This is a genomic window from Mesoterricola sediminis, assembly GCF_030295425.1.
GTDB classification, from domain to species: domain Bacteria; phylum Acidobacteriota; class Holophagae; order Holophagales; family Holophagaceae; genus Mesoterricola; species Mesoterricola sediminis.
The window spans coordinates 3,986,310-4,012,209 of the sequence record NZ_AP027081.1; the positions used below are offsets into that span (position 1 = coordinate 3,986,310).

Consider the following 25,900-nt stretch of genomic DNA (forward strand, 5'->3'; position numbering starts at 1 on the left):
CTGAGCCCGGGAAGCGCGCATTGCAAACCATCTATTTACAACGATTATACCCGCAACAACACCTGGGTACCAATCCGGTTACAACGCCTTTCTTCTTCAATACCCTATGACGAACGCACACCATCTCGTTGCACTTCCGTCGATCATGCACGACAAATTTAACGGATTCGGATCAACTGTCGATCGTATTCGAAGGATTTATGATAGCTCGCTCATCATACTTGGACCGGATCCGGGCCTACCTGGACAAACCCATCGTCAAGGTCATCACCGGCATGCGACGGGTCGGGAAGAGCACCTTGCTGGGCCAAGTGCGTGAAGAGCTCCTGGCACAGGGGGTCCCGGCCGCCCAGATCCTGAGCATCAACAAAGACCTCGTGGCCTGGGATGGCGTCCGGACTTACCTGGATCTGGACCGGGCCATCCAGGACACCCTCGCGAGCCAGCCTGCCCCCGCTACCTCATGGTGGACGAGATCCAGGAGATCGAAGGCTGGGAGAAGGCCATCAACTCGGTCCTCGCCCAGGGGCTGGCCGATGTCCTGATCACCGGTTCCAACGCCCATTTGCCTTCCACGGATCTTGCGACCCTGCTCACCGGCCGCTATGTGGAGATTCCGGTCTACCCGCTTTCCTTCTCCGAATTCCTGGCCTTCCGCCATGCTGCAGGCGATACGACGGACAGGACCGGATGCTTCCGGCAGTTCCTTCGTTATGGCGGCCTTCCCGGGCTGCATGTCCTCCCCCTGGTCGACGACCAGGTCTTCCCGTTCCTGAACGCGATCCTGAACACGATCCTCCTGAAGGACATCGTCAAGCGCCACGCCATCCGGGATGTGGGACACCTGGAACGCATCCTGTCCTTCGCCTTCGACAATTGCGGATGTCCCGTCTCCGCGCGGAGCATCGCGGCCTACTTCAAGAACCAGCAGACCCGCATCACTGCGGACACGGTGCTGAGCTACCTCGCCCACCTCTGCAATGCCTTCCTCCTCTTCCGCACCGGGCGGTTCGAGATCAAGGGGAAGAAAAACCTGGAGTTCCTGGACAAGTACTACTTGGGGGACCTGGGCCTCCGGCATGCGCTGTTCGGATACCGGGAGCCCGATGTCGGCGGCCTCCTCGAGAATGTGGTCTTCCTGGAACTCCTTCGCCGTGGCTATCAGGTGAAGGTCGGCATCCTCGACCAGGGTGAAATCGATTTCATCGCCGAACGCCACGGCGAGCGCCTCTACATCCAGGTGGCATACCTGCTCGCCGGCCCCGAGACCCTCCTGAGGGAATTCGGAAGCCTTGCGCGGATTCCCGACAACCATCCCAAACTTGTCCTGTCCATGGATGAGGTTGGGCAGGCCCAGCGCGAGGGCATCCGCTGGCAGCACGTCCTGGATTTCCTGACCGAAACACCGACCTGAGGCACCCGCGAGGGCTTCCGGTCTTTGCCAGGCAACGAAAGAACGCCTCGAATCGTTGAGATTCAAGGCGTTGTTCACAACTCCGATGGGTAGCGGGGGCAGGATTTGAACCTGGGTTCGCCTTCGGCTCACCCCGCGGCATGGCTGCGCACGGGCATCCGCCTCCGGCGGACCGGAAGGGACGCTGCCCCGCAGCGTCAGTCTAGGAATTTCATTTCATTTTTGGGCACCCGGTGGAGACCTTCCGCCTCCCCGGTCAAGCCATCCTGAGTTTCATTTCCCGACTCTGCCGCCCAGCACCGACAGGCAAGCAAACACCCGCCCGCAGATACCAACCACCTACTACTTGGTAGCATTTTTAGTATTTTCTGGACGCCGCCGGTCCTTGGGCTTAACCCACTAGCGAACTCCTAATCGGGGTCATTTTTAATAGGATGCCATGAAGCTGCCCCATCGGCCGCCCGGCCTATCTGGCTTGTTCAACCTCCTTAAACCCGGGGACATCCAGGAGATTTTGCATCTCCAGCCAGGCCCCTTGGTAAGGGATGCCTACCTCCACTGGGATGAGTTACGGCATCGAAACCCGCCCGAACCCCTGGATCACGAGAAATGGTGGCTCGGCATCAAGTGGGCCCGACAAGCCATTTCCAAGCCCCTCCCACTCCTGGACAAGGAGGGGCTGCCCTTCCGTTTCGGCTCTCCGGAGCCCATCCTGATCGATCTGCACCACATTGACCAGGACGCCGCAGGGGAAATCCGGTCCGTCAGCGAGGCCGCCACACCTGCGACCCGGGACCGCTATCTCCTGAAATCGATCATTGAGGGAGCCATTACGTCCAGCCAATTGGAGGGCGCATCCACGACCCGCAAGGTGGCCGCCGAGATGCTTCGTTCGGGCAGAAGGCCGAAGGATCGCAGCGAGCAGATGATCTTCAACAACTTCATGGCCTTGCAGGCCATCCAGGGATTCAAGGACGAGCCTCTCACCCCGGGCCGCATCCGTGAAGTCCATCGGTTGGTATCGGAGCACACCCTGGACGATCCCCTTGATGTGGGGCGGCTACGCCGGGCGAACGACGTTCATGTCGTCAGCACCGACACCGGCACCTTTCTTCACCAGCCACCCGACTACCGTGAGCTCCCGGAACGCCTCGAGCGGTTGTGCGCGTTCGCGAACGCCGGTGAGGACGACCGGCCCTTCGTGCATCCCGTTCTCAGGGCCATTCTGCTTCACTTCATGATCGGTTATGACCACCCCTTCGCCGATGGCAACGGCAGGACCGCACGGGGCATTTTCTACTGGTCCATGCTGCGCAGCGGGTACTGGTTGACCAAGTTCATCTCGATCTCCCACATCCTGCGCAAGGCCCCAGCCCAGTATGGAAGAGCATATCTCCTCACCCAGACCGACGGTGGGGACACGACCTACTTCCTCATTCACCAACTCGCCACCATCCGCAAGGCCATCCAAGGACTCCATGACTACCTCGCCAGAAAGGCCAAGGAACAACGAGGCGCGGAGCGCATGCTGGCGGAGTCGCCAGCCTTGCGAGCCAGGCTCAACCACCGGCAAAAGGCCCTGCTCACCCATGCGCTGAAACATCCCGGTACGGCCTATCGCATCGAGGACCACCAAAAAACCCATGCCGTTGTCTACCAGACTGCCAGAACCGATCTGCTGGGGTTGGCAGCCCTGGGCCTTCTCGAAAAGGTCAAGGAAGGGCGCGCCTTCGTGTTCCTCGCTCCGGAGGACCTGGCCGTCAGGATGTCCAGCCATGGCCGGTGACAGGCAGGGCACGAGGACTGGGCTTTCCGGAATGCCATCCGGGCTTGCATAGCAAAAGGCAAAAGGGGCTCGACTTGCGTCGAGCCCCTTTTGCGATTGGTAGCGGGGGCAGGATTTGAACCTGCGACCTTTGGGTTATGAGCGCATGGATTTTTGAATTTTATATGGTGAAAATATTTAACTTAAAGAAACACCGATGGGCATTTGCTTCAATTCTGGGCACCCGGCCTAGCGATGCCGTCAGTCGGTTGCACGATTGATGGCTTTCATTTGGACGGACTAATACGTTTCAAATGGACGGAGCCTTACCTTACAATTGGACGCCATGGACCCCACTCCGCTCTATCCCCGTTTCGCCGTCCCGCGCCTCCTTGAAGCCTTGGAGGATACCCCGGTCGTCCTGGTCCACGGCCCTCGCCAGTGCGGCAAGACCACGCTCGCGAAAGCGGTCGGCTTACCCACGAATTATGCATATATCTCGTTTGACGACCCCATTGCCCTGACCTCTGCCACGGCCGACCCCGTGGGATTCGTGGCCGACCTGGGCGAAAGAACGATCCTGGACGAAGTCCAACGTGTGCCCTTCCTCTTCGCGTCCCTCAAGGCCGCCGTGGACCGTGACCGCAGGCCGGGTCGTTTCCTGCTCACCGGGTCGGCCAACGTCCTCCTGGTCCCGCAATTATCCGACTCCCTCGCGGGCCGGATGGAGATCATCCGGCTCCACCCCCTGGCTCAATGCGAACTCACAGCCTGCCCGTCCTCCTTCCTGGACCGGTTGTTCGACGGTGATTTCCGGGTCGAATCGGCGACCAGACTCGGGGGTGAGTTGGCGAACCGGATCGCCGCCGGCGGCTACCCGGCGGCCCTGGCCCGGTCGTCCCCCCACCGTCGCGCAACCTGGTATCGCAGCTACCTCGAAACCATCATCCAGCGGGATGTGCGTGATCTGGCACGGATCGCGTCCCTGGATGTCCTGCCCCGGCTTCTGGAGGGCGCGGCAGGCCAGACGGCTCGCCTATTGAATATCAGTGACCTCGCAGCCCCCCTCCATTTGACCCGGCCGACCATCCGGGACTACACGACGCTCCTGGAGAACGTGTTCCTCCTCGACGAACTCCAGCCGTGGCACAGCAATCGCCTCAGCCGCCTCATCAAGACGCCCAAGCTGCATTTCGGAGATACCGGTTTGGCCTGCGCTCTCCTGGGTCTGGACGGACCTGCCCTCTGGAAAGATCGCGGGACACTTCGCCAGTTACTGGAGACCTTCGTCTACCAGGAGCTTCGCCGACAGGCCGACTGGGGTGCCTCGCCGACCCGCTTCTACCACTTCCGGGACAAGGAAGGCATCGAGGTCGACCTCATTGCCGACCGTGGCGCGGCTGGACTTGCCGGCATCGAGATCAAGGCTGCGGCAACCGTCACCCCCAAGGACTTCCGCGGGCTCAGGAAACTCAAGGAAGATGCAGGACAGCGGTTCAGGACCGGCGTGGTTCTCTACGACGGAGAAACCTGCGCGGGCTTCGGCGAAGGAATGTTCGCCGTGCCAGTGAGTTTCCTATGGAAGCCCTGGAAATGACGAAGGGGTTCGGCAGTTGCCGAACCCCTTCCGATTGGTAGCGGGGGCAGGATTTGAACCTGCGACCTTTGGGTTATGAGCCCAACGAGCTACCGGACTGCTCCACCCCGCGCCGGAAAGATAAATGCAAGTCCCATAAGGATTTCTGGGGTCTCTTGCATCCTGCCCACAAGCCCCGTCTAACGGACTTGTGGCGTCCTGGTGACAACAGGCTCCAGCCGAACATCCAGGTGATCCCTCCTCACCCAGGAGGAATCCCATGGCAAGTTCCCATCCCGGTCTCAAGAAGATCGGTCCGTTCTGGCACTACGAACTGAGGGTCAATGGACAAAGGCTCCACGGCTCGACCAAGGCAACGGACCTCGCCACCGCAAAGAAGGTCCTGGAGATCAAGCGCCGGGAAGCCCTGGAAGGGCAATACAGGATCATCAGCCGTATACCGACTCTCAAGGAGGTCTTCGACCAGTGGCTACGGACCCATCAAGGAATTTTCAGCCAGAGGCACCTTGTTCCAACGGAATGCGTGTTTCGGAAATGGCTGCAGCCCCGGATGGGTTCGACCAGGACCGACCAGATCGGGAGTAGCCAGGTGGAAAACCTTCGTTCAGACGCCACGACTGCTGGGCTCTCGCCACGGACCATCAACAACATCCTGAAGACTCTCCAGGTGCTGCTCAACTACGGCTTCAAGTCGGGGTTCATCAAGGGGCAACCGATGAAGATCGGTCTCTTGCGCGTTCAGAAGAAACCTCGCCCTGTCCTTCCCGCCGCCAGGATCAATGAGTTCCTTGAGGCTGTTGACCGAACCGCGACTAACCCACACGTCCAGGTGATACTCCGGGTCATGATTGGGCTTGGGCTGCGAGAATCGGAAGCACTCGGGATGCGCTGGGAATGGTTCGACCCTCAGCAGCGGACCTATGTCGTTGGGAAATCCAAAGGCAGGGAGGCTCGGGTCCTGCCTGTGCCTGAGTGGCTCTGGAATGCCATTCACGGGATGCCGAAGACCCTGAGCGAATGGGTATTTCCCGCTGAGGATGGCAAACCTCACCGCCCCCAATTCTGCAAGAAGGCTCTCCAGCGGGTCTGCCTCCGCCTCGGACTGGGAAACGTCACACAGCACCGATTGAGGGCAACATTTGCGACTCTCCATGCCACTGTGGCAAAGACACCCATTACAGAAATCATGGGCTTGCTCGGGCACAAGGCTGTCACCACAACCATGATCTACGTGGAGTCGGCATTGGAGAACAAACGGAAGGCACAGGAGATCATGAGCATGAAATTGGGGTTGGGGATTGAGCCAGCCCGAGTGGTCTCAGGAATCTGATCCCCTGTAGAGCCTATGCCATAATGGCTCTAATTCCATAGCCAAAAGGAGAAAGCTCGCGTGATGACTCGAACCAAAGCGATCGTTGTCGGCATTATTGGAATTGCCCTGGTGTCGGTGGCGGCGGGGTTATGGATACGAAGTAAATCCATGAAGAATGCGACCCCGCCGCCATTTCTTGCCTGGGTGGAGATTAGCCGGGACCCGAAACATAAAGGTGATCTTGACGCCTACCCGCTGATTGCAGTCAAGGGGGGTTCACTCGTAGACATTTCCCTAGACCCCGAAGCGGAGAAGGCACCATTGCCCTCTATTCCGGTCGAACGATTCCCCCTGAAAGCCAAACCTGTTGTGAGCGGCTTCTTCATGGGTAAGGAACTTGGGCTCTTGAGGATCAAGTCATACAAGCCGGTCCAGGTCGCTTGCAATGAGCTCGTGCTGGGAAAGGGTGAGTGGGCGGAGAAGGGTAACCGTACATCCGTGCCACGTGGCATCAAAGGATTCATTGCTGCGTTCCAACTCCCGAAGCAGAGGTCCTGGGCTTCAACCCTCCCGACCAGCAGGAGGCAGGAAATTGAGGCTAAATTCCTGGCGGAAGCACGCACCAAATTCGACTTGGCGCAGGACGTGAATGCAAAGGAGTTTCTACGAAACTGGATATCCCTGGGAGAAAGCAGGGGGGATGTTGCCTTCTTTGAGGTCCTGTGGAAGGTAGGCGAAGAACTGAAGGTGCTCAATGCCCTTGTCCAAGTCCAGGCACAAGGGGATGCAAAGACCATCTGGGAAGTCTCAGGGCAAGGTGCGGCAGAGTCCGATGCCGGAATTCCCGTCTACGAATTCCTTGATGCGTTTGACGTGGATGGCGACGGCATTCCTGAACTTGTTCTCGGATACCACAACTATGAAGCCAACAGCTTCATCCTCATACGCATCCTCCCAGGCAAGCCCACCGAACTTTGGAATGGATCAGGTTACGGTTGCTAATAAGTAGTGCAAGGAACTCACGATCAATAGGAGATAACCAGCCCTATCCTGTTCCCTGGAGCCCTGTGACCAAAGCCATTGTCTATTCACTTGCAGCCCTGGTCGCCGTGGCTGCATTCACTCAGACCCCGGTTCGACCTGAGGTATTCGATGCTTGGTCCTCCCGGAGAGGAAAGGTGCAGGTTGTAGGGAAAGGGAACGGCGAGAGTTACCTGGTCTGCAGGGGCAGACGCATTGCAGAGTTCCCAACCCGGGGCTTCCTTTTCGCCTCCTTCCGCCCCTCTGGGGACCTCGGTGACGAGGTCTTCCTGATTCAATTGAACGCTGCCGACACAGCTTGGTTCCACATCTTGGAAGTGAGGGAGAAGGGCGACATCTGGGTTTCACCTCGCATCGGCAATGGTGGCGACCTTCCGAAGGTAGTATTCAAAGCCGGGTGCCTTGAACTCTTGTTCGAGGAACTAGATTATCCCCGGGGCATAGTTCCTGCTCAGTCATGGCAATTCCAGGGGCATCAACTCGTAAAGATCAGATAAGCGTTGATTCATGGGAAATGGGTGGAAAATACGATGAGGATCGAACGTGCAAACCAATTTGTTCTTGCATTGGTGGCAGCAATTCCACTGGGCGCTCAGTCCATGCACCAACCAGCAAAAGATGAACATTCTTTCATAATCCCAAGTCCTATAACGACAGTTAGCCCTCAGCAATCATCTTTACCTGGAGAATATTATCATTTCCAAGGACTTGGCAATTCCAAAAAATTGACACTGATGAGGGACGGGACATACGCGATTGCTCATAGCGCATGTGGAGGACCCATTGGTCTTGCCTATGGCACGTGGGAATTATCTGGTGGGTCAATCACCCTGATGCCGATTCATGAAACCACAAGCATGAAGCCTTCTCCCAAACACCTACTGGTTGTCAAAAGATCTGGGCAATTGTGTTTTGTTCCTGATTACGCAGTTGGCTATTACGAAACCCATGGTGCGTGCTTCTTCACCGCCTTCTGCCCATTGAATTGGGACCTTTTTGGACCCCCAGAACATCGTTGAGAATTGGCATTAAAACCAGGTCGGTAACGCGGTGAAGCTACGGCTACAGGTTCGAAATGAATTGTCATGACCAGCGTGTGCTGAATCGGGGCGCCATTGCGGTCGCGTCTATCCATCGAGGAGAGAGTGCCGAGTTGCATTGATTGTTCCTCGGGAAATGGCTCGGGCTGCGTTCTTCGCGGCGGCTGTGCGGTGCTGGCTTCCATCAGAAAGATACACTGCATGCTCGCTGTCGCAGTTCCCTGAATCCTCTAGAAGGCGCGCCACGCATGAATTTCCTGATGTTCACCATCATTCTGCTGTGTTGCTGTCTGCGCTGATTCCGCCTATGTCTGTGCAAGGATGTGGTCGATGTTTCTATCGAGCAGAGCCCTTAACTATATTCCTTGCGGGTAATATTTGCCCGCCACGATTGGGAGAACATGGGTGTCGAAGTCTCATCAGGGGACTGAGGCTGCATCGTCTAGTTCGCTCAAAAGCAGACCACGTGCCATGGGCACACGATCTCCTCATTCCGTTACCAGGGAATGTCTTCATCATCGGGGTGGACACCAGACCCAGCCTCGGGGTTACTAACCTTAGGCGGTTCTTCGGGGACCATTTCCACATACATCGGCATAGGCTTCTCCTGCATGGCAATGGGGACGGTGGCACGCTGCGGCTGGGGATTCGCCACCGTCTTTGGCGTCACCTTCATTTTGGGCGTCACTTCGATCTTGGGCGGCATTTCCGCCTTGTGTGGGTTAGCTTCTACGACTGTGGGCGAGGCTTCTTGGTGGGCTTCACGGTTCAGAGCCTCGGCGACAAGGCAAGAGAGCCCAGCGCGCTGAAGAAGGTCTTCCACAAGCGTGTGATTGTCCCAGTCTCTGAAGGCTGCAAGAAGCCTGAGGTCCCGAATGGTCTTCTTGGTCAGGGTGAGGCTTAGCCGGTCGGTCTCTGGCTTGGTGATGGGATTGCTCATTGATGTCTCCTTGATGCCAGCCGTTCCTATGGCTTGGCGATCTGTAGGAAGCACCCGAGCATCCACGGTCGCGGGGTGCGTGTGAGTAGTCGCACATGTCTCAAAGTGCATGTGCTTGATGGCGGAATTCCGTGCTGGCGACAATTACCAAGGTGCACGGAGGGCGACGGGGGGCGCGTGCCGCGATGTGCATCTGCACACCTGTGCATGGTCACGAAGCCAGGGCTACACCCTTGCGGCGCTGCTCAAAGACGCCGATGGCATACCTGATGGTGCGCTCGTCCATGCCCACGTAGAAGCGACTGCGACTTGTGCGCTCCTGCTTCACGAAAGGAAGACGACCCTCAGCCATGGCTATGTTCAGTTCCATGCCCAATTCGCTCTTGTGGTAGGCATCAGCCTGGACTCCTGAGAACTCCAGGAACAGGCTGTGGAGAGGCTCTGAGGCAATCGTAATGACCCCGTGCGGCTCCGGGAGGTAGGTGAGCACCTCGATGAACTCAGCAGCCTTCTGGCGTGCCTGTGCCTTCGCTTGGGCTTTTTCATACATCAGGATGCCGTATGCCGGAGCAGCGTCTAGGGCGTCATACAGGGCGTCCAGGAGTTCCTTCCTGGTCCACGGGAGTTTCTTCCCATCAGAATCCAGACATCGGGCATTCCAGGCGATGTGCATGATGGATTCTCCAATCTCGTTGCTACCTGCGGTGGTCGTGGTCATGAAGTAGAGCGCCAAATGCGGATCGAGGTCATACCATCCGACTACATGCTCAGCAACCCTACGCAGCACGGCACGGCGCCCCAAGCCTTTGATGGCGATGGGTGCACGGTGTTCGAGGTAGCCCATAGCCCCCATCATCCGGTCCTCAAGGCTCCGGGTATTCCGCAGGAAGGGGCGGATGTCTCGATAGATTTCCAGTTCCGGCGCTAGAAACCTGACATCGAAGGTGGGCGGTGGAAGCCAGATTCCCGCTCGGTAGGAGCCCTTGGACATGATGGTGCCGGGTGCCATCAACATTGTGCGGGAGTTGAGCTTGAAGTCCCATGGCACCTTCTCATCGTCCTCATATGGATGGCAGACATGATTCTTCAGCCGGGTCATGTCGATGTCGCTGGGGTGCCTGAAATGGGCATGGACGCCACCGCTGGGGGTCTGGACCTTCGGAAGGTGGATGTAAACCTCCCTATCCTCGAAATCCAGGATGCGCTGCACGGTCTCAGGTCCATCCGCATCTACGGCAGCAAGCCCACCGCGAAGCAGGTAACCCACTCCGTAGCCTTGCCGCAGCCAGGTATCCACGTAGTCGAGGCGCGATTCACCGAGGCTCTCATGGAGGTTCTCGAAGTAGTCCCAAGTGCGGGTGGTGTGCTTGGTGTCAGGGAATACCTTTGTGAACACGACATTGAAGCTTGCCAGCCCCTCAAGGTAATCAAGGTCCATGCTATTCATGGATCACCAGACCGGATGCTGGTGCTGTGGTGTGGTCAAAGAGATCAGGTTCATAGAAGAACCGACCTGACTTCAGCGGCACGCTGTTTCCATTCTCTGACCGCCGGGGCTTCGCCCCCATATAGCATGGGGTTGTCATCACCCAGCCCGTTGACCGTAGGCACAGCCAGCACCGCCAGACCAAACACAGGTCCTTGTCCAGATGACTTGATGTGCAGATGCACACCTGTGACTGGTCACACACGCGGCACCCCCTCCACCAAAACTTGAAGGCTCTGGCGACTGACGTATTTCCAGTGCTTTCCTGCCTTGAAGCCATCAAGCCGCCCATCCCGCAGCCATGCGTTGATGGTGGTCTGAGTGACGCCAAGAAGCTGAGCAGCTTCCTTGGGGTGATACAGGGGCTCGTCCGGCAAACCTTTTGCCGAGAGAAGATCGTTGAAGAGCATTCATGCTCCCTTGAGGTGATGGGGGCGGCTCGGCCGCAGAGCGGCGAGCCGACCCAGTTCAGGTCAAGAGGCTTCAAGGCGCCCTCTTACCTATTGCGTGTTTAGTTGAAGCGCTCCCTTCGATGCCTTCTCTGTGATTAATTTAACCCTACTGATTCCTTTAAATGACCCAAACGGTTGCCTACGCCGGGAAGCATTCGGCTGAAGCCAGGGCAGCCTAACCAGTCTGCTGGGACCTCAGTGCCAAAGTTGACCTCCCCTGCGCCACTGGGATGGGGTCACTCGTTGCGGCAAACATCCTCCCTATGCCCGTCCCTACTGCCTTTCTGGCTGGTCAAGCTTGTGGCGTCCTTGTGACACGATCCCTGTCCAGGCGGTAGAATCAGGCTGAACCCGAGGGTTCACCTCGATCTTTGGCTGAACAGGAAAAGAGCCCGAAACGTTGTCGTTTCAGGCTCTCGTCATCTGGCGATTGGTAGCGGGGGCAGGATTTGAACCTGCGACCTTTGGGTTATGAGCCCAACGAGCTACCGGACTGCTCCACCCCGCGCCGGAAGGACCAGTGTATCACCTTCCTGGGGCAATGCAAAGGCGGATTGCGTTAATCTCAAGGCCACCGAGGGAGCAACATGGGGCGTTGGGTCATTTGGCTGGTTGCAGCGATCTGGGGCACGGGGTTGGCGGCGTTCGATCCGGGGCGCTGGTTCGACAAGCCGAAGTCGCCGCGGGTGGCCCAGTACCACATCGAGGCGGCCCTGGACTGGCCCAACAAGGCCCTGGAGGGCCGCGAGACGATCACCTGGCGCAACACGGGTCATGCTCCGACGGCTGAGTTCCCCCTGCATCTGTATCTCAACGCGTTCAAGGGGCCCCAGACGGCCTTCGTGCGGGAGATGGGCGGCCCCCGGAAACTGACGCGCGATTTCGACGAACGGAACCCCCGGCATTGGGGCTACTGCCGGCTCCTGTCGGTGAAGCTCGGGGACAAGGTCCTGGAGGGGCACGCGGGGGAGGACGCCACGGTGTGGTGGGTCCGGCTCCCGAAGCCGGTGGCGCCGGGGGAGACGATCCGCCTGGATGTGGCCTGGGAGAGCCGGTTCCCGCGGATCATCGCGCGGTCGGGCTGGAGCGGGAGCGGGTCGGGGGATTTCCTGATGGGGGCCCAGTGGTACCCCAAGGCCGGGGTCTACGAGGGCGACCACTGGGTCTGCCACGCCTACCACGCGTTCACGGAGTTCTACTCGGACTTCGGGGTCTACGACGTGGAGCTGAGCCTGCCGAACGCGCTGCTGCTGGCCCACGTGGGGGCGCAGACCAATTTCAGGACCGATGACGACGTCACGCCCGATCCCAAGCGGAAGTTGAACGTGATCTGGAAGCTGCACGCGGAGGACGTCCACGATTTCGCCTGGGCGGTGATGCCCTCCCGGAGCTGGAACTTCAAGAAGTTCGAGTACCGGGGCGTCCAGGTGTTCTGCTACTACCAGCCCGAGAACTTCACCAACCTGGAGCGCCAGATGCTCGCGGTCCGGGTGGCCCTGCGCCACGCGGGCGAGTGGTTCATGCCCTACCCCTATCCGGTGCTGACGGTCCTCGACCTCCCGGAGGAGGCGCGCGGGGCTGACGGGATGGAATACCCCACCCTGGTGACGGCCTCGTCGGTGCGGTTCGACCCGCTGAGGATCCGCTACGCGCCGGAGCACGTGACGATCCACGAGATCGGGCACCAGTGGTTCTACGGGATGCTGGCCTCCAACGAGGTGGAGGAGGCCTGGCTCGACGAGGGCTTCACGACCTGGTTCACGCAGCGCGCCATGGAGCGCGGCTACCAGGCGATGTTCGGCTCCCGCCGGTTCCAGGTGGGCACGGACGCGGAATCCGCGCTGGCCTACCGGGCGATGCCGTCGACGGACCCGATCCTCCGGCCCAGCTACCTGGCCCGCGACTACCAGTCCTACGGGGTGGCGGCCTACAGCAAGCCGGCCCTGGTGCTCGACCAGCTCGAGGCGATGATCGGCCGTCCCACCATGGAGCAGGTGGTCCAGACCTACGCGCGGGAGTTCGCCTTCCGGCATCCCAAGGCCCAGGATTTCAAGCGGGTCGCGGAACGGGTCGCGGGCCGGGACCTGTCCGCCTTCTGGAAGGACTGGATGGAGGGCACGGACGTCCTGGACATGGCCATCGACAAGGTCGAGGTGCGCGAGGTGACCGAGGGCGGCTGGATGGACGCGTCCGGGGGCATGGTCTTCGCGGCGCCGCAGCCATCGGCCCCGGGCCGCAAGGGCGCCATCACCCTCGTCCGCAAGGGCGGAATCCGCGCGCCCATCACGCTGTGGGTCCGGCTCGAGGACCGCTCTGAACGGCGCCTCGCGTGGGACGGGCAGGACCGGTGGGTGACCTACGAGTTCGAGAGCCCCGTCACGGCCGCGATCCTGGACCCCGACGGGAACTACCCCCTGCTGAAGGACCGCCTCCACGCGAGCTGGAGCGCCAAGCCCGTGCGCCGCGGATTCCACTACTGGGCCCAGATGCTGGTGGGGACCCTCACCGCCCTCCTTCAGGGGGCCGGCGCCGCCTGATCCAGGGCCGCGTCGCCCATCCGGATGGACCGCACGGTACCGTCCGGGGCGAGGCGGATCCGCACGGGGAAGAGCACCAGGCCCCAGGCCTGGAGGGGCTCCTCCCCGGGCAGGAGCCAGCCCTCGCGGCCTGCGGCCGCCATCCTGGCGGCCAGGTCCCGGGCCCGTTCCATGGCCTGCCCAGGGAGGGAAACAGGGAATCCCCCGAGCCGCCCCTCCTCCACGGGCAGGATCCACTGGCCCTCGCCCGGCGCGGGGGCCTCGCCGCGGAAGGGGGTGATCAGGAAGGCCTCCCCGCCCAGCCCCCGCAGGTCCGTCTCACGGTAGTCCAGGCCGGGCAGGCTCCAGAGGCGGAACATGGGGGTCGGGGCGCCGAGGAGGGCGAAGGCCCGCTGGAAGCCCAGGAAGTCCCCGGGCGCGTCCTCGCCCCAGGCTTCCCGGAGGGCCGTGAACCGGTCCCGGTCGGCCTCGGCGAGGGCGAAGCAGAGGGCGTGGCGCAGGGCCCAGCCGCGCAGGAGCCCCGCCACGGGCGCGCCGAGGATGCGATCCTCCCAGAGGCGGCGCAGGGCCGGGGCGGCGCCGGCGGCGCGCCCCCAGCGCCACACGGCGAGGCCGCTGCCGTCCAGGGTGAGGGGGAGGTCGGCCAGGGCCCGGGCGGGATCGGGGGCCGAGGCCAGGCGCCGGACCGCTTCGGCTTCGCGCCACCGGTCCGTGCCCGGGCGGAAGGGGTTCCGGGGCCGGCCGGGACCGGCCGCGGCACGGAGCCAGGCGAGGGCGGCGGGGTCCGTGGAGGCCGCGGGCGGGGGCGGCAGGGCCGCGCCCTCTTCCAGGGCCCCCAGCACCAGGTCGGCGGACTCGGCGTAGGGGACGCGGGCGGGGCGCTCCGCGTGCGCCTGGAGGCAGAGGAGGGCTGCTGGGAGGAGGAGGGGGATCTTCACCGGGGGGCTCCGGGGGCGTGGGCGGTAGAATCTCCTATATGATGCTCGAACCCGGGGGTGTTTCCATGACCATCGATCCGTCCGTCGCCGCCAAGCTCGTGGTCGCCCTGGACGTGCCCAGCGCGGGGGAGGCCCTGGACCTCGCGGCGAAGCTGAAGGGACGGGTCGGCATGTTCAAGGTCGGCCTCGAGCTCTTCTGCGCGGAGGGACCCGCCTTCGTGCGGGAGGTGCAGAAGGCCGGGCCGGTCTTCCTGGACCTCAAGCTCCACGACATCCCCAATACGGTGGCCCGGGCCCTGGAGGCGCTGCTGCCCCTGGACCCCTCGCTGCTGACCATCCACACCCAGGGCGGGCCGGCCATGATGGAGGCCGCGGCGGAGGCCGTCCGCGCCCACCGCCAGCGCGGGGGGCGGACGCGGCTCCTGGGGGTCACCATCCTCACGAGCCTCGGGCCCGAGGCCCTGGCGCGGCTGGGCTCGACGGCGGAGCCCGGGGACCTGGCCCTCCACCTGGCGAGGCTGGCCAAGGACTGCGGCTGCGATGGGGTCGTGTGCTCCGCGCGGGAGGCGGCCGCGGTGCGCGCCGCCTGTGGCGAGGCCTTCCACCGCCTCACCCCGGGCATCCGCCCCGGGGGCGTGGCGGCCCAGGACCAGGCGCGGGTGGTGACCCCCGCCCAGGCCCTCCGGGAAGGGGCCACCTGGCTCGTGGTGGGGCGCCCCATCACCCAGGCCCCGGATCCCGCGGCGGCGGCCGACGCCATCCTCCGGGACATGGCGACGGCCTGACATGAGCGCAGCCACACCCCTCGTCTTTCGTCCCAGCCTCGCCCAGCGCGCCCTGGCGGTGCTCCTGTGCGCGGGCTCCTGGCTGGTTGGCATCCGGGCCGTCGGCATGCTGGTCAACGCCGTCAACGGTCTCGCGACGATCCTCCACCAGGCCCTGGCCCTGGGCGAGCCGACCACCCGGCTCTGGCTGGTGCTGATCCTGAGCCTCGCCCTGTGCCTCCTGGCCGGGGTGCTGCTCCTCCTGGCCACCCTCGGCCTGGTCCTCATCGAGGGGAGCTCGGTGATGGTGGACGAGCTGGGCATCACGGTGGAGCACGCGGGGCTGCCGCGGGCCCTGGCGCGCCGCCTGGGCGCGGGACACCTGCCGTGGAAGTACGTGCGGAGCCTGGAGAAGGGCCGCGTCTTCTTCATCCTCCGGGGCGGCGCGCCCCCCTCGGAAACGACCTCCGACGTGGCCGGGACCTGGGCCCGGACCAACCTCCGCTTCCTGATGGTGGACGAGCTGGAGCGGCTCGTCCTGATCATCCTGGAGAAGAGCCCCAACATCTCCCTCAAGGACTGACCGATGGCCCCTGCCTCCATCCACCACCGCCGCCGGTGGTTCTACGTTCTCTGGACCTGCCTCCTCCTCCTGAGCCTGGGCGCCCTCGTCCTCTGGAACCTGCCGACGCGGACCGACCAGGCCTCTCTCCAGATGGGAGTCGTCATCCCGGACGCTCCTTCGGGCGCTCGGGTGCAGGTCTGGGCCGGTCCCCGGGCCCGCTGCCCCCACCCCGCCTGGGACGGCCGGGGGTCCCTGGGGGAGGCGGCCCTCGGACCGGCGGGGGATGCCCGCTTGCCCCTTCTCCGGGTGCCCATCGCCCGCCGGCGCTGGGTCAAGGACTTCATCCCCGGGCGCACCTGGGAGATCGTCCTGCTCCGGGTGGTGGTCCCGGGCCAGCCGGACAAATTCATTATTTATCCCCTCACCCTGGACATCCGGGCGGGGCTGCTGGGTCCCGGCCGGAAGCTTTTGATCACAAGTCAGTCCAAGTGGGCCAAGCTCCGGGTCGAAGTCCCCCCCCCAAATGGGCTACCCTGAAACCTTCAATTGACTTGGAGCCACCCATGCGCACCCCTGCCCTCATGACCCTCGCCCTCGTGCCCGCCGCCTTGGTGGCCCAGGCCCCCGCCCTCCCCGACTACATGACCATCCTGAAGGACGAGACCCCCAAGGTCGACGAGCTCCTCAAGGCCTACAAGCCCCTCGAGGCCCTGAAGCACGCCGAGGGGCTGCTTCCCGCCACCCTTCCCGCCTTCGACAAGGCCGATGCCCGCACGGCCATGAAGACCTCCATCTCCTTCAGCGGCCTCACCCGCCTCTACCTCCTGGCCGCCAAGGCCGCGGGCCAGGCCGGCGAGTGGGAGAAGGTGCTGGACTTCTGCACCAAGGCGGACGCCTGCGCCCGGGTGAACCACGAGAGCACCAAGGCCGCCCTGTCCCCGGTGATCGCCACCTGGACGGACGCCGTGGCCAAGGCCAAGGTCTTCGTCGACCAGAACGGCGAGCGCATCAAGGCCCTCAAGCCCGCGACCCGCACGGCCGAGGAGGAGACCTTCTACAAGGAGTTCGTGAAGAAGGACGAGATCTACCGCACCACCAAGAGCGCCTCCGAGAAGTCCGAAGTCGCCAAGTGGCTCCAGACGAACCTCCAGAAGTTCCGCGACCTGGAGGCCAAGAGCCAGAAGGCCGCCCAGGAGCAGGACGACGTCAACGCCCTGAAGATGTACAACGGCAACCTCGAGAACGGCCCCAAGGTCATCAAGCAGCTCCAGGAAGCCATCGACGCCACGAAGACCGAGGCCGACCTGATCCCCACCAAGATCGAGACGATGAAGAAGACCCTCAAGGACGAGTCCGACGAGATCACCAAGGGCGTCGCCGAGGCCAAGGTGAAGGGCAAGGAGGACAAGCGCCTCAAGTACTTCGAGAACGTCATGAAGACCCGGGCCAACTACGAGAGCCGCAAGGAGACCAGCGACAAGCTGAACTTCCTGTTCCGCCTCCGCCACAACGTGGCCGGGACGCCGCTCGAGCCCAAGGCTGACGAGATCATCGGCCGCGTCATCAAGGGCGAGGATCCCCTCGGCGCCGCCCCCAAGGGGGCCAAGGGCAAGGCCAAGAAGGCCAAGTGATGGCCCGACTCAGGCTCCTCCTCCCCTCCCTCCTGGCCCTGGCCGTCCCGGGGTTCGCCCAGCACCTCCCCGACAAGTTCCGGGACAACCGGGCCGGATGGGAGGAGAGCCTGGCCAAGGGGGCTTCGGCCCCTGTCCGGAAGGCCACCGAGTCCCTCCTCCTCCAGGAGGGCCCGGCCGTCAATCCCTCCGACTACAACGCCATGCACGCCCTGGTGGCGGTCATGGGCCTCGCGGCCCGCTCCTGCGTGATGGAGGGGGCCTGGGAGGACGCCGTGGCCCACCTGAAGAAGGCGGCCCAGACCGCGGCGGACAACGCCTCCGGGGCCGAGGCCACCCTCGGCTCCATCCGCGGCCAGCACCAGGCCAACCTCAAGGCCTGGCGGACCGAGCTCGCCAAGCTGGAACAGCGGGTCCAGGACCTGGACGCCCAGCCCGGCCTGACTTCGGACCAGCTCAAGGTGCGCACCCAGGCCCGGGCCCAGATGGACGAGTACCGGAACGCGGCGGCCGCCAGCGAACGCAGCCTCGGGGAGATCGCGTCCATCCTCGCCCAGCTCCGCAAGGAGCAGGACGTCTACGCGGCGAGCCTGGCGGAGTGGCAGGGTTTCCTGGCCAAGGAGAAGGCGGACATCGCCCGCGTGGGCTCGAACGAGGCCTATGTCACCGAGAAGCTGGAGCAGGTGAAGGGGGACGACGCCAAGCCCCTCGCCGAGCGCCTGGCCTATGCGCGCCGCCTGGTCCGCCTCGATCCCGTCAGCGCCGACGGCAAGCGGTTCCTGGCCGGATTGACGGGCGGCGAGGAAGAGAAGCCCGCGCCGAAGCCCGCCCCGGCCCGCAAGGCGAAGAAGGCCAAGTCGAAGAAGGCCCGCGCCGCCAACTGAGCCGGCCCGGATCCGGAACAAGGGCCCCGCGCCGCCGGCGCGGGGCCCTTTCGCGTCCGGCTAGAAGATCATCCCGAAGCCGACCCGGAAGTAGTCGGAGGACGGAGGATCGCCGGCGTTGGTGTCATTCCCGGTGAGGGTCTTGTGGTAGACGCCCTCCACGTTCCAGCGCCAGCGACCGACGTAGCGGAAGCTGTAGCCGTAGCCCACCACCAGGCCCATGCGGGTCTTGTTGAGGGTCACGTCAGGGTAGTAGGCCGGGTCGTCGTAGCTGCCCGTGAACCGCTCGAAGTCCGCCGAGAGACCGCCGATGAGGTAGCCGCCCGTGTGGCGAAGGGCGTTGCCGTCCCCCAGGAAGATCTGGGCCTCGCCGGCCAGGCTGAACATGGAGTTCTGCAGGTTGAAGCGGGGATAGCCGGGGTAGTCCGAGTTCCCCTGGAAGTTCATCCCGTTGATGTCCACCCGGAAGGCGAAGTTCTTGTCCACCGGGAAGCTGGCCATGAGCTGAAGGCCCAGGGCGGCGTCGTAGGTGTCGCGGGTGCCGTCCCCGTAGGTCTTGCTGCTGAAATCGCCGGTCGGGATGGCCAGGTTGAGGCCGAAGCCGAGGTGGGGCGCCTGGGCTGCCAGGGGGGCGGCGCCGGCGAGCACCAGGGTTGCGGCGGTGAGAAGGATCTTTTTCATAGCTGCCTCCATGCATATCGACCAGCCAAACGTATGCCAGGTTGAAAGGCTCAGCATTCCGGGGAAAAAGGGGCGTCCTGGCGGCCCGGACCATGATGCATTTTGCGTCAAGTGTGGCGAGGGTGGGACAGGGGAAGCTACATTAGGAAAAAAGGGAGTGGACGATGGCCTGGAAAAAGGACCTGCAGAAACTGAAGGCATCCCTGGGCGCCGAGGACGCGGCGCCCGCCAAGCCGGCGCCGCCCCCCAAGGCCAAGCCCCAGGAGTTCCGGCCCCTGGCCGAGGAGGACGCGGTCTTCCTCAGCGCCATGGGCCACCGCCCCGCGCGGCCCAAGGCGGTGCCCCTGGAGCCCGCGCCCGCGGCCGAAGCGCCCGCGCCGCCCCCGCCCCCGCCCCAGGACCCCGGGGCCGACTTCACCGCCGCCATGGGGGACCTGAAGGGCCTCGTGTCCCTGCCCGAGCGCGGCCCCGGCGCCGCGAAGCCCCGTCCCGCCCAGCCGGCGAAGCCCGAGCCCACGCCCCGGGCGGCAGCGCCGGTCCCGCCCCCGGCCCCCACCCCGGCCCCGCAGCCCGCGCCGGAACCGGCGCCGGCCCCCGCCCAGGCCCAGCCCGTCCAGATCAACCTCGCCGCCGGCATGGCCATCGAGGTGGACGGCGCCCTGGACCTCAAGGGGCACGGCCGGGGCGACGCCGAGGAGCGGCTCAAGGAGCGGATCCTGGACGGGCAGGCCCTGGGCTGGCGCTCGCTGCACGTGGTGCTCGGCACCTCCGAGGACCTTCGGGCCATGCTCCTGGACGTCCTGCGCGGCCCTTCCGGGGCGCGGGTCTCCCGCTACGCCCAGGCCCCGATCCCCATGGGGGGGAGCCAGGCGTGGATCCTGTACTTCCGCGGCCTGGGCAATCCCGGCGAAGGGGCCTGAGGGGGCTTTTTCCAAACCTTGCGAGACAGGGCATAATAACTGAGGCATACCTGCCCACCCTGTCCTATAATCCCCATCAACCTCCATGGGAGAACCTGATGCATAAGCGGAACCGGCTACATGCGTTTGCGGTTATCTCTTGTCTGGCCATGGCGCTCGCCGCCTCTGCCCAGGAGACCGCGCGGCAGTCCGGGAACAGCACCGCCCCGGCCGCTGAGCCCGTGAAGGTCGCCGCGCATTCCTCGCGCTGGGACTATCCCAAGGAGATCAGCCCCGCCGCGGGGCAGAAGGTGCACATCGTCGAGAAGGGCGACACGCTCTGGGATCTCGGCGCGCGCTACCTGGGCAATCCCTTCGCCTGGCCCCAGATCTGGGAGCTCAACAAGTGGGTGAAGGATCCCCACTGGATCTACCCCGGCGACCCCATCCTCATCGACGTCTCCAGGTCCGCCGTGGCGCCGGGCCGCGAGCAGGACGCCGCGACCGCCGAGGTCACCGCCCTCAGGCCCGACGTGCGCCGTCTCAACAAGCCCGTCCAGGACGAGTTCGGCTACTCCTTCCAGGATTTCATCCAGCTTCCCTTCATCGCGCCCCAGGGCGCCGACGCCTACTTCAAGGAGAACCGCGCCTTCCCGATCCAGGGCCACCAGGCCTGGGAGCGCAGCATCCTCGCCGACGGCGACACCGTCTACCTGAAGGGCGGTTCCGACCAGGGCGCCAAGGTCGGCGACCGGCTCGTCGTGACCAAGGTCCTCAGCCGCAAGTTCCACCATCCCGATGACCACTCCCGGAAGGGCCTCCTGGGCGACGTCCTCCAGCAGGAGGGCGTGGTCCGCATCGTGACCGTCTACCCCGACGCCTCCGTGGCCGTCATCGAGCACGCCCTGGACGGCATCTACGAGGGCGCCCACGCCGTGCCCTTCACGGAGCCCGCGAACATCGTCGCCAAGCCCCGGACCGACATCGGCAGCCCCGTGCCCCTGAAGGATCCCCTCGCCAAGGTGATCTTCGTGCGGGAGGACCGGCCCGTGGGCGGCGCCGGCGACCTCGTCATCATCGACCAGGGCGCCCGCCACGGCCTCAAGGTGGGCGAGATCCTGATCAGCGCCCGCCGGCGGACCCTCGCCAACGCCGGGGTCTTCGTCAACCCGAAGAAGGAGGCCGGCAAGCCCTCCACCAACTACTACCTCGGCCAGATGATGGTGGTCCGCACCGAGCAGGACACCGCCACCTGCCGCCTCCTCCGCACCCGCGAAGAGGTCATGGTGGGCGACATCGCCACCCGCTAGGCGGACATGACGTCCGGACAGGCCGCGCCCCCGGGCGCGGCCTTTTCGCGCCTCAGGCCGGACGGAGCTCCACCACCTGCCGGTCGCCCCGGGTGGGCAGGTGGTAGGGATGGGAAACGGCCGTCCAACCGGCTGGCGGCACCTCGGCCCCGGCCTTGAGGGCCAGGAAGGGCGCCCCGGACAGGCCGTGGCGCTGCCACCAGCCCAGGAGGAGCTCGAGGGTGCCCACGGCCTTGGCGACGCCCAGGGCCGCGCCCAGGGGCGGGAGGGCCTCGGCCCGGCCGACGGAGGGCCGCAGGTTGGTCAGCCCCAGTTCCAGGGCCACCTGGCGCACGAAGGCGATCTTCTTGTGGGCCTTGTCCACCGCGTGCACGGTCAAATCCGGGCGAGCGAGCGCCAGGACCACGGCGGGAATGCCCATGCCGGTCCCGAAATCGACCACGGCCGCGCCTTTCGGCACCCGGTCCAGGAAGGGCAGCAGGACCGCCGAATCCAGGATCAGTTCCTCGAATCGCGCCTCCGGCTCCAGGGAGGTCAGGGCGTGGGTGCGGTTCCAGCGGTCCAGGAGGGCCAGGTAGGCCTCGACGGGGGCCGCCAGGCGGGAGGGGAGGGTCGGTTCCATGGATCCAAGATACCCGCAGACACGGAAAGAATGGGTCCTGATGGTAAATTTCCCATATTTTACATGACCCAGAAATGAAAAAATCACCGAATAAAAAGAGGTTCATTGCGGAATTCAAATGACACGGAAAATGCGCAACATACGCTTGGAATGCCTCGATACGAACCCGGCCGTTGACTTCGGAATAATTGGCTTGAATACTGTTCATGTATTGCAAGATCTCATTCAGCGGAGAACCTATGGGCACGGCGGAAAAGGCTTTTAAGATCGATTGGTCCAGCCGGAGCAAACTGAGGGGCCCGGGCGAGAAGTCCCTCGGAGACTTGGTTTCCAGGCTGAGGGACCGCCTTGCCCCCACCGCCGAAGGGGTTTCCATCTCCTACGTGGATGACCGCGTGATGCGGAAGTACAACCGGGAACACCGCCAGATCAACCAGACCACGGATGTCCTGAGTTTCCCCGCAAATCCCGAAAAAGGTGCGTTCCAGCACCTGGGCGATCTGGTCATCAGCCTCCCGACGGCTGAAAAAATGGCCAAGAAGCTCGGCGTCAGCCGCCGCCGCGAGGTCGAGACCCTCATCATCCACGGCTTCCTCCACCTGTGCGGCTACGACCACGAGCAGGACGGGGGGGAGATGCTGGCCCTCCAGGCCGAACTGGAGCGGACCCTCCTGGAATCCGACCCCCTGCCCATGGCCGTGAAGCGCGGCCGCAAGCCCGGGAGCAAGGTCAAGCAGCTGAAGGACGGCAGCCGGGTGGTCGTCACCGGGCGCGCCGCCAGCGCCCTGGTCCGCCGCGAGGAGGCCCGGAAGGCGAAGCCCGCCCCCAAGAAGGCCGACAAGCCTGCCAAGAAGGTCGCGGAGAAGCCGCGCCGCGCGCCGGGCCGTCCCCGCAAGACCGCCGAGGCCCCCGCGGCCCCCCGCCGCGCTCCCCGGCGCAAGCGTCCGCCTCTCCGCTCGGGGATCCTGGGCTGAAACCCGTTCTGGAAACAGGGCTTTTTTCCTTGTAAGATAGGCGTTCGGCCGTTTTCCGGCCTACGACGGGAGCCCCTGTGCTGAACCTCCTGATGGGCCTTGGCGTTGCCATCGCCGTTGTCCTCGTCTTCGCCCTTCTGAAGGTCACCCTCTGGGTCGGACTTCCCCTGGGCCTGGTGGCGGGCATCGCCATGTTCATCTGGCGGGGACGGGTCATCCAGCAGCGCCTGGAAGCCATCTTCAACCGAGCGGGCGAGCTGATGAAGAAGCAGCAGTTCGATCCCGCCATCGAGGTCATGAAGGAAGGCTACGCCCTGGCCCCCTACCAGTTCATGATCAAGGGCTCCATCGACGGCCAGATCGGCGTCGTCCAGTACGTGCGCAAGAAGCACGAGGAGGCCGAGCCCCTGCTCAAGGCCGCCAGCTACCAGCACTACATCGCCAAGGCCATGCTGGGCATCCTGCAGTGGAAGCGCGGGGAGAAGAAGCAGGCCCGGGAGACCTTCAAGCTCGCCCTCAAGGCCGGGCGCAAGGAGAGCCTCCTCTATGGCATCTACGCCTATGTCCTCTGCGAGATGAAGGAGCGGGACGAGGCCATCGCGATCCTCAACCAGGGCATCAAGGTCTGCGAGGGCGACGAGCGCCTCGTCACCAACCGCAACGCCCTCCAGAACAACAAGCCCATGAAGATGAAGGTCTATGGCGAGCAGTGGTACCAGTTCATGCTGGAGCGCCCCGTGATCCGCCAGGAACCGCCTCCCTTCGCCCGGGTGTCCAAGCGCGCCATCCGGGGCTGATTTCCCTTACCTCACGGAGTAGACGATGTCCGGCCACAATAAATGGTCCACGATCAAGCACAAGAAGGGCGCCCTTGACGCCAAGCGGGGAAAGATCTTCACCCGCGTCCTGAAGGAGATCACGGTCGCGGCCCGCCTGGGAGGCGGGGATGTGGCCGCCAATCCCCGGCTGCGCCTGGCCGTTGACCAGGCCAAGGCCAACAACATGCCCAAGGAGAACTGGGAGCGCGCCATCAAGAAGGGCACCGGCGAACTCGAGGGCGTGAGCTACGAAGAGGTGACCTACGAAGGCTACGGTCCCGGCGGCGTGGCCATCCTGGTGGACGCCCTCACCGACAACAAGAACCGCACCACCCCCGAGATCCGCTCCTACTTCGCCAAGTTCGGCAGCGAGCTGGGCGCGGCGAACTCGGTGTCCTACATGTTCGCCAAGCAGGGCCAGATCGTCGTCGACCCCGAGGTCTCCGAGGACAAGGTCATGGAAGTGGCCCTCGAGGCCGGCGCGGACGACGTGAAGAACGAGGACGGCGCCTGGGTCATCACCACCGATCCCGCCAACTACCAGGTCGTCAAGGACGCCGTCGACGCCGCGGGCCTCCCCGTCATCGAGTCCGGCATCATCCGCGCCTCCGCGGTGCGCGTCGACATGAACAACGACAAGCTCAAGAGCTTCCTCAAGCTCGTCGACCTCCTGGAGGACAACGACGACGTCCAGGACGTCTGGCACAACGCCGACTACGACGATCCCGAGGAGTAGCGCGCCTGGCGCGACTGGAGCGGGGCGGCTTCGGCCGCCCCGCTTCATTTGCGCTCGGAGGGCCGCTGGAAGCGGAACATCACCCGGCGCTGCAGGGCCCGGCCCTCCGGCGTGTCCGGATTGCCCTCGAGCTGGCTGTCGCCGTGGGCCTCGGCGGCCAGGATGGCGGGGTCCATGCCCAGGGCGGCGAGGGCCCGCACCACGGCCTGGGCCCGCTGGCCGCTCAGGTCGAGGGGGTCCTGGGCCCGCCCCCGCTCCCCCTGGGCGGTGTGCCCCTCGCAGACCAGGGTGTAGCCGGGGTACTGGATGGTGATCTCCGTGATCCTGCGCAGCATGGCCTCGTAGGTCGGATCGATGGCGGTGCTCCCCTCGGGGAAGAGGACGCCGCCCCGGAACTTGACGACCTGCAGGCGGACCCCGGCGTCCTGCCCCTCCACGGGGCGGATGTCGGCGAGGAGCTTCTCCAGGTCCCCGGCCTGCTCCGGCGCGATGCCCTGGTGCCCGGGGAGGATGCCCTCCCCCTTGGCGCCCAGCTCGACCTGGAGGGCCAGGAGCACGTCCTTGATCTTGCGCTGGTCCTGGCTGGTGAGGCCGTAGATCACGGCGAAGAACGCCATGAGCTGCACCATCAGGTCGGCGAAGGTGATGAGCCAGAGGCTCTCGTAGTCGTCCTTCCGGCGCTGGAAGCGTCCGAGGACCTTAGCCATTGGATCCGCCCGCCCTGCGCGTCCTGAACTCGGGGGCCAGGAAGGCGTTGAGGGCCTCCTCCAGCTGGCCGGGGTTCATCTCGTCCCGGATGCCCAGGATGCCCTCGAGCATGAGCCGGCGGGTCTGGAGCTCCTCGCGGGAGCGGAGCTCGAGCTTGCCGGAGATGGGCAGGGCGATGAGGTAGGCGATGACCGCGCCGTAGAGGGTGGACAGGAGGGAGAGGGCCATGCCGTGGCCGATGCCGCTGGGGTCCTTCAGGCTCACGAAGAGGTGCACCATGCCGATGAGGGTGCCCACCATGCCGAAGCTGGGGGCCGCCGAGGCGATGAACCGGAAGATCTCCTGCCCGAGCGTGTGCCGCTCGAAGGTCGTCTGGATCTCCTGGGCGAGCACGTCGTGGATGTGGTCGCGGGAGACCCGGTCCACCACCATCCGGATGCCCTGGGCCATGAAGGCGTCGGAGGGCAGGTGCTTCTCCAGCCCCAGGACGCCCTCGCGCCGGGCCCGCTGGGAGAGGCCCACCAGCTCGTTGACGATCTCCCGGCTGGTGCGGGTGTGGGTGAGGAAGGCCCGGGAGGCCACGGCGAAGGCGGACCGCACGTTCGAGAGGGGGAAGCGGATCATGGTGGAGGCGATGACGCCCCCCAGCACCACGACGAGGCTTTCCGGATGCAGGAAGATCCTCGGGTTGGGCCCGATGGAGATGGCCGTGACCAGGAGGGCCAGGCCCAGCAGCAAGCCGATCAGCGTTCCCCGGTCCATGTGCGCCTCAAGTGGTTTCTTGAC

The 25,900-nt window shown here is 64.2% G+C and carries 27 protein-coding genes and 2 tRNA genes; 19 read left to right on the forward strand and 10 right to left on the reverse strand.

Going from position 1 to position 25,900, the window contains the following annotated elements; all coding sequences use genetic code 11:
- Positions 1 to 200: 200 nt before the first annotated feature.
- From R2J75_RS20010 to R2J75_RS17315, 4 genes are all read left to right on the forward strand, one after another.
- Positions 201 to 545 carry an AAA family ATPase gene (locus R2J75_RS20010; RefSeq protein WP_394365860.1) on the forward strand — a complete coding sequence of 115 codons (345 nt, stop codon included), beginning with the start codon at positions 201 to 203 and terminating at the stop codon, positions 543 to 545.
- Positions 464 to 1,414 (forward strand): ATP-binding protein, encoded by a 951-nt coding sequence (locus tag R2J75_RS17305; RefSeq protein WP_316410694.1) that lies wholly within the window; start codon positions 464 to 466, stop codon positions 1,412 to 1,414. Before R2J75_RS20010 ends, R2J75_RS17305 begins: the two co-directional genes overlap by 82 nt.
- Before the next feature lie 439 nt (positions 1,415 to 1,853).
- Complete coding sequence (locus R2J75_RS17310; protein ID WP_316410695.1) at positions 1,854 to 3,200, forward strand: Fic family protein; 1,347 nt, start codon at positions 1,854 to 1,856, stop codon at positions 3,198 to 3,200.
- A 325-nt stretch (positions 3,201 to 3,525) separates the two neighbouring features.
- Positions 3,526 to 4,776 carry an ATP-binding protein gene (locus R2J75_RS17315; RefSeq protein WP_316411609.1) on the forward strand — a complete coding sequence of 417 codons (1,251 nt, stop codon included), beginning with the start codon at positions 3,526 to 3,528 and terminating at the stop codon, positions 4,774 to 4,776.
- 35 nt (positions 4,777 to 4,811) lie between these two features.
- Here R2J75_RS17315 and R2J75_RS17320 read toward each other — a convergent pair.
- Positions 4,812 to 4,888, reverse strand: a tRNA-Met gene (locus R2J75_RS17320).
- A 147-nt stretch (positions 4,889 to 5,035) separates the two neighbouring features.
- Here R2J75_RS17320 and R2J75_RS17325 point away from each other — a divergent pair.
- From R2J75_RS17325 to R2J75_RS17340, 4 genes are all read left to right on the forward strand, one after another.
- On the forward strand, positions 5,036 to 6,106 hold the full coding sequence (locus R2J75_RS17325) for a tyrosine-type recombinase/integrase (protein WP_316410696.1): 1,071 nt from the start codon (positions 5,036 to 5,038) through the stop codon (positions 6,104 to 6,106).
- A gap of 63 nt (positions 6,107 to 6,169) precedes the next feature.
- Complete coding sequence (locus tag R2J75_RS17330; protein WP_316410697.1) at positions 6,170 to 7,090, forward strand: hypothetical protein; 921 nt, start codon at positions 6,170 to 6,172, stop codon at positions 7,088 to 7,090.
- Between the two features lie 65 nt (positions 7,091 to 7,155).
- Positions 7,156 to 7,626, forward strand: a complete 471-nt coding sequence (locus tag R2J75_RS17335; protein WP_316410698.1) for a hypothetical protein — start codon at positions 7,156 to 7,158, stop codon at positions 7,624 to 7,626.
- Between the two features lie 33 nt (positions 7,627 to 7,659).
- On the forward strand, positions 7,660 to 8,148 hold the full coding sequence (locus tag R2J75_RS17340) for a hypothetical protein (RefSeq protein ID WP_316410699.1): 489 nt from the start codon (positions 7,660 to 7,662) through the stop codon (positions 8,146 to 8,148).
- A 517-nt stretch (positions 8,149 to 8,665) separates the two neighbouring features.
- Here R2J75_RS17340 and R2J75_RS17345 read toward each other — a convergent pair.
- From R2J75_RS17345 to R2J75_RS17360, 4 genes are all read right to left on the reverse strand, one after another.
- A complete protein-coding gene (locus tag R2J75_RS17345; RefSeq protein WP_316410700.1) occupies positions 8,666 to 9,109 on the reverse strand; it encodes a hypothetical protein in 444 nt (147 codons plus the stop codon).
- 211 nt (positions 9,110 to 9,320) lie between these two features.
- Positions 9,321 to 10,547: a bifunctional DNA primase/polymerase gene (locus R2J75_RS17350; RefSeq protein ID WP_316410701.1), complete on the reverse strand. Its 1,227-nt coding sequence runs from the start codon at positions 10,545 to 10,547 to the stop codon at positions 9,321 to 9,323.
- A gap of 245 nt (positions 10,548 to 10,792) precedes the next feature.
- Positions 10,793 to 11,005, reverse strand: coding sequence for a helix-turn-helix domain-containing protein (locus R2J75_RS17355; protein WP_316410702.1), 213 nt, complete (start codon positions 11,003 to 11,005; stop codon positions 10,793 to 10,795).
- Positions 11,006 to 11,478: 473 nt separating this feature from the next.
- Positions 11,479 to 11,555: transfer RNA gene (locus tag R2J75_RS17360), tRNA-Met, on the reverse strand.
- Between the two features lie 79 nt (positions 11,556 to 11,634).
- On the opposite strand from R2J75_RS17360, the gene R2J75_RS17365 reads away from it, so the two are divergent.
- Positions 11,635 to 13,584 carry a M1 family metallopeptidase gene (locus R2J75_RS17365; RefSeq protein ID WP_316410703.1) on the forward strand — a complete coding sequence of 650 codons (1,950 nt, stop codon included), beginning with the start codon at positions 11,635 to 11,637 and terminating at the stop codon, positions 13,582 to 13,584.
- On the opposite strand, the gene R2J75_RS17370 is transcribed toward R2J75_RS17365, so the two are convergent.
- Positions 13,563 to 14,522, reverse strand: a complete 960-nt coding sequence (locus R2J75_RS17370; protein ID WP_243329086.1) for a TonB C-terminal domain-containing protein — start codon at positions 14,520 to 14,522, stop codon at positions 13,563 to 13,565. The genes R2J75_RS17365 and R2J75_RS17370 overlap by 22 nt on opposite strands.
- Positions 14,523 to 14,587: 65 nt before the next feature.
- Between R2J75_RS17370 and pyrF the strand changes: the two genes are divergently transcribed.
- The 5 genes from pyrF to R2J75_RS17395 are packed head-to-tail and all read left to right on the forward strand — an operon-like array spanning position 14,588 to position 18,366.
- The gene (pyrF, locus tag R2J75_RS17375; protein ID WP_243329085.1) at positions 14,588 to 15,307 is read left to right on the forward strand and encodes an orotidine-5'-phosphate decarboxylase; all 720 of its coding nucleotides are present in this window, start codon (positions 14,588 to 14,590) and stop codon (positions 15,305 to 15,307) included.
- A 1-nt stretch (position 15,308) separates the two neighbouring features.
- On the forward strand, positions 15,309 to 15,869 hold the full coding sequence (locus tag R2J75_RS17380; protein WP_243329084.1) for a hypothetical protein: 561 nt from the start codon (positions 15,309 to 15,311) through the stop codon (positions 15,867 to 15,869).
- Between the two features lie 3 nt (positions 15,870 to 15,872).
- Positions 15,873 to 16,388 carry a hypothetical protein gene (locus R2J75_RS17385; RefSeq protein ID WP_243345825.1) on the forward strand — a complete coding sequence of 172 codons (516 nt, stop codon included), beginning with the start codon at positions 15,873 to 15,875 and terminating at the stop codon, positions 16,386 to 16,388.
- Positions 16,389 to 16,414: 26 nt separating this feature from the next.
- On the forward strand, positions 16,415 to 17,482 hold the full coding sequence (locus R2J75_RS17390) for a hypothetical protein (RefSeq protein WP_243329082.1): 1,068 nt from the start codon (positions 16,415 to 16,417) through the stop codon (positions 17,480 to 17,482).
- Complete coding sequence (locus R2J75_RS17395; RefSeq protein ID WP_243345827.1) at positions 17,482 to 18,366, forward strand: hypothetical protein; 885 nt, start codon at positions 17,482 to 17,484, stop codon at positions 18,364 to 18,366. Before R2J75_RS17390 ends, R2J75_RS17395 begins: the two co-directional genes overlap by 1 nt.
- 60 nt (positions 18,367 to 18,426) lie before the next feature.
- Here R2J75_RS17395 and R2J75_RS17400 read toward each other — a convergent pair whose 3' ends face one another.
- Positions 18,427 to 19,047, reverse strand: coding sequence for an outer membrane beta-barrel protein (locus R2J75_RS17400; protein ID WP_243329080.1), 621 nt, complete (start codon positions 19,045 to 19,047; stop codon positions 18,427 to 18,429).
- A gap of 164 nt (positions 19,048 to 19,211) precedes the next feature.
- On the opposite strand from R2J75_RS17400, the gene R2J75_RS17405 reads away from it, so the two are divergent.
- Positions 19,212 to 19,967, forward strand: a complete 756-nt coding sequence (locus tag R2J75_RS17405; RefSeq protein WP_316410704.1) for a hypothetical protein — start codon at positions 19,212 to 19,214, stop codon at positions 19,965 to 19,967.
- A gap of 149 nt (positions 19,968 to 20,116) precedes the next feature.
- Positions 20,117 to 21,256: a LysM peptidoglycan-binding domain-containing protein gene (locus R2J75_RS17410; RefSeq protein ID WP_316410705.1), complete on the forward strand. Its 1,140-nt coding sequence runs from the start codon at positions 20,117 to 20,119 to the stop codon at positions 21,254 to 21,256.
- 52 nt (positions 21,257 to 21,308) lie between these two features.
- Here the strand turns inward: R2J75_RS17410 and R2J75_RS17415 are convergent, their stop codons facing one another.
- Positions 21,309 to 21,878, reverse strand: a complete 570-nt coding sequence (locus R2J75_RS17415; protein ID WP_243329077.1) for a 16S rRNA (guanine(527)-N(7))-methyltransferase RsmG — start codon at positions 21,876 to 21,878, stop codon at positions 21,309 to 21,311.
- A gap of 239 nt (positions 21,879 to 22,117) precedes the next feature.
- Between R2J75_RS17415 and ybeY the strand changes: the two genes are divergently transcribed.
- The 3 genes from ybeY to R2J75_RS17430 all read left to right on the forward strand — a co-directional run bounded on the left by ybeY (position 22,118) and on the right by R2J75_RS17430 (position 24,406).
- Positions 22,118 to 22,852, forward strand: a complete 735-nt coding sequence (gene ybeY / locus R2J75_RS17420; protein ID WP_279341761.1) for an rRNA maturation RNase YbeY — start codon at positions 22,118 to 22,120, stop codon at positions 22,850 to 22,852.
- A 77-nt stretch (positions 22,853 to 22,929) separates the two neighbouring features.
- The gene (locus R2J75_RS17425; RefSeq protein WP_243329076.1) at positions 22,930 to 23,649 is read left to right on the forward strand and encodes a tetratricopeptide repeat protein; all 720 of its coding nucleotides are present in this window, start codon (positions 22,930 to 22,932) and stop codon (positions 23,647 to 23,649) included.
- Between the two features lie 25 nt (positions 23,650 to 23,674).
- The gene (locus tag R2J75_RS17430) at positions 23,675 to 24,406 is read left to right on the forward strand and encodes a YebC/PmpR family DNA-binding transcriptional regulator (protein WP_243329075.1); all 732 of its coding nucleotides are present in this window, start codon (positions 23,675 to 23,677) and stop codon (positions 24,404 to 24,406) included.
- 44 nt (positions 24,407 to 24,450) lie between these two features.
- Here R2J75_RS17430 and R2J75_RS17435 read toward each other — a convergent pair whose 3' ends face one another.
- Together R2J75_RS17435 and R2J75_RS17440 are read right to left on the reverse strand one after the other, a co-directional pair.
- Entirely contained in the window at positions 24,451 to 25,113 is a 663-nt protein-coding gene (locus R2J75_RS17435) for an OmpA/MotB family protein (RefSeq protein ID WP_316410706.1), read from the reverse strand.
- The gene (locus R2J75_RS17440) at positions 25,106 to 25,876 is read right to left on the reverse strand and encodes a motility protein A (RefSeq protein WP_243329073.1); all 771 of its coding nucleotides are present in this window, start codon (positions 25,874 to 25,876) and stop codon (positions 25,106 to 25,108) included. The genes R2J75_RS17435 and R2J75_RS17440 overlap by 8 nt, the downstream gene beginning before the upstream one ends.
- Positions 25,877 to 25,900: the final 24 nt, after the last annotated feature.

Coding starts and splice junctions, on each gene's coding strand:
- R2J75_RS17325 (WP_316410696.1), top strand. CDS start 5,036: ATGGCAAGTTCCCATCCCGGTCTCAAGAAGATCGGTCCGTTCTGGCAC.
- R2J75_RS17435 (WP_316410706.1), bottom strand. CDS start 25,113: ATGGCTAAGGTCCTCGGACGCTTCCAGCGCCGGAAGGACGACTACGAG.
- R2J75_RS17415 (WP_243329077.1), bottom strand. CDS start 21,878: ATGGAACCGACCCTCCCCTCCCGCCTGGCGGCCCCCGTCGAGGCCTAC.
- R2J75_RS17305 (WP_316410694.1), top strand. CDS start 464: ATGGTGGACGAGATCCAGGAGATCGAAGGCTGGGAGAAGGCCATCAAC.
- R2J75_RS17350 (WP_316410701.1), bottom strand. CDS start 10,547: ATGGACCTTGATTACCTTGAGGGGCTGGCAAGCTTCAATGTCGTGTTC.
- R2J75_RS17430 (WP_243329075.1), top strand. CDS start 23,675: ATGTCCGGCCACAATAAATGGTCCACGATCAAGCACAAGAAGGGCGCC.
- R2J75_RS17440 (WP_243329073.1), bottom strand. CDS start 25,876: ATGGACCGGGGAACGCTGATCGGCTTGCTGCTGGGCCTGGCCCTCCTG.
- R2J75_RS17380 (WP_243329084.1), top strand. CDS start 15,309: ATGAGCGCAGCCACACCCCTCGTCTTTCGTCCCAGCCTCGCCCAGCGC.
- R2J75_RS17315 (WP_316411609.1), top strand. CDS start 3,526: ATGGACCCCACTCCGCTCTATCCCCGTTTCGCCGTCCCGCGCCTCCTT.
- pyrF (WP_243329085.1), top strand. CDS start 14,588: ATGACCATCGATCCGTCCGTCGCCGCCAAGCTCGTGGTCGCCCTGGAC.
- R2J75_RS17410 (WP_316410705.1), top strand. CDS start 20,117: ATGGCGCTCGCCGCCTCTGCCCAGGAGACCGCGCGGCAGTCCGGGAAC.
- R2J75_RS17340 (WP_316410699.1), top strand. CDS start 7,660: ATGAGGATCGAACGTGCAAACCAATTTGTTCTTGCATTGGTGGCAGCA.
- R2J75_RS17390 (WP_243329082.1), top strand. CDS start 16,415: ATGCGCACCCCTGCCCTCATGACCCTCGCCCTCGTGCCCGCCGCCTTG.
- R2J75_RS17355 (WP_316410702.1), bottom strand. CDS start 11,005: ATGCTCTTCAACGATCTTCTCTCGGCAAAAGGTTTGCCGGACGAGCCC.
- R2J75_RS17365 (WP_316410703.1), top strand. CDS start 11,635: ATGGGGCGTTGGGTCATTTGGCTGGTTGCAGCGATCTGGGGCACGGGG.
- R2J75_RS17385 (WP_243345825.1), top strand. CDS start 15,873: ATGGCCCCTGCCTCCATCCACCACCGCCGCCGGTGGTTCTACGTTCTC.
- ybeY (WP_279341761.1), top strand. CDS start 22,118: ATGGGCACGGCGGAAAAGGCTTTTAAGATCGATTGGTCCAGCCGGAGC.
- R2J75_RS17405 (WP_316410704.1), top strand. CDS start 19,212: ATGGCCTGGAAAAAGGACCTGCAGAAACTGAAGGCATCCCTGGGCGCC.
- R2J75_RS17330 (WP_316410697.1), top strand. CDS start 6,170: ATGACTCGAACCAAAGCGATCGTTGTCGGCATTATTGGAATTGCCCTG.
- R2J75_RS17400 (WP_243329080.1), bottom strand. CDS start 19,047: ATGAAAAAGATCCTTCTCACCGCCGCAACCCTGGTGCTCGCCGGCGCC.
- R2J75_RS17395 (WP_243345827.1), top strand. CDS start 17,482: ATGGCCCGACTCAGGCTCCTCCTCCCCTCCCTCCTGGCCCTGGCCGTC.
- R2J75_RS20010 (WP_394365860.1), top strand. CDS start 201: ATGATAGCTCGCTCATCATACTTGGACCGGATCCGGGCCTACCTGGAC.
- R2J75_RS17345 (WP_316410700.1), bottom strand. CDS start 9,109: ATGAGCAATCCCATCACCAAGCCAGAGACCGACCGGCTAAGCCTCACC.
- R2J75_RS17310 (WP_316410695.1), top strand. CDS start 1,854: ATGAAGCTGCCCCATCGGCCGCCCGGCCTATCTGGCTTGTTCAACCTC.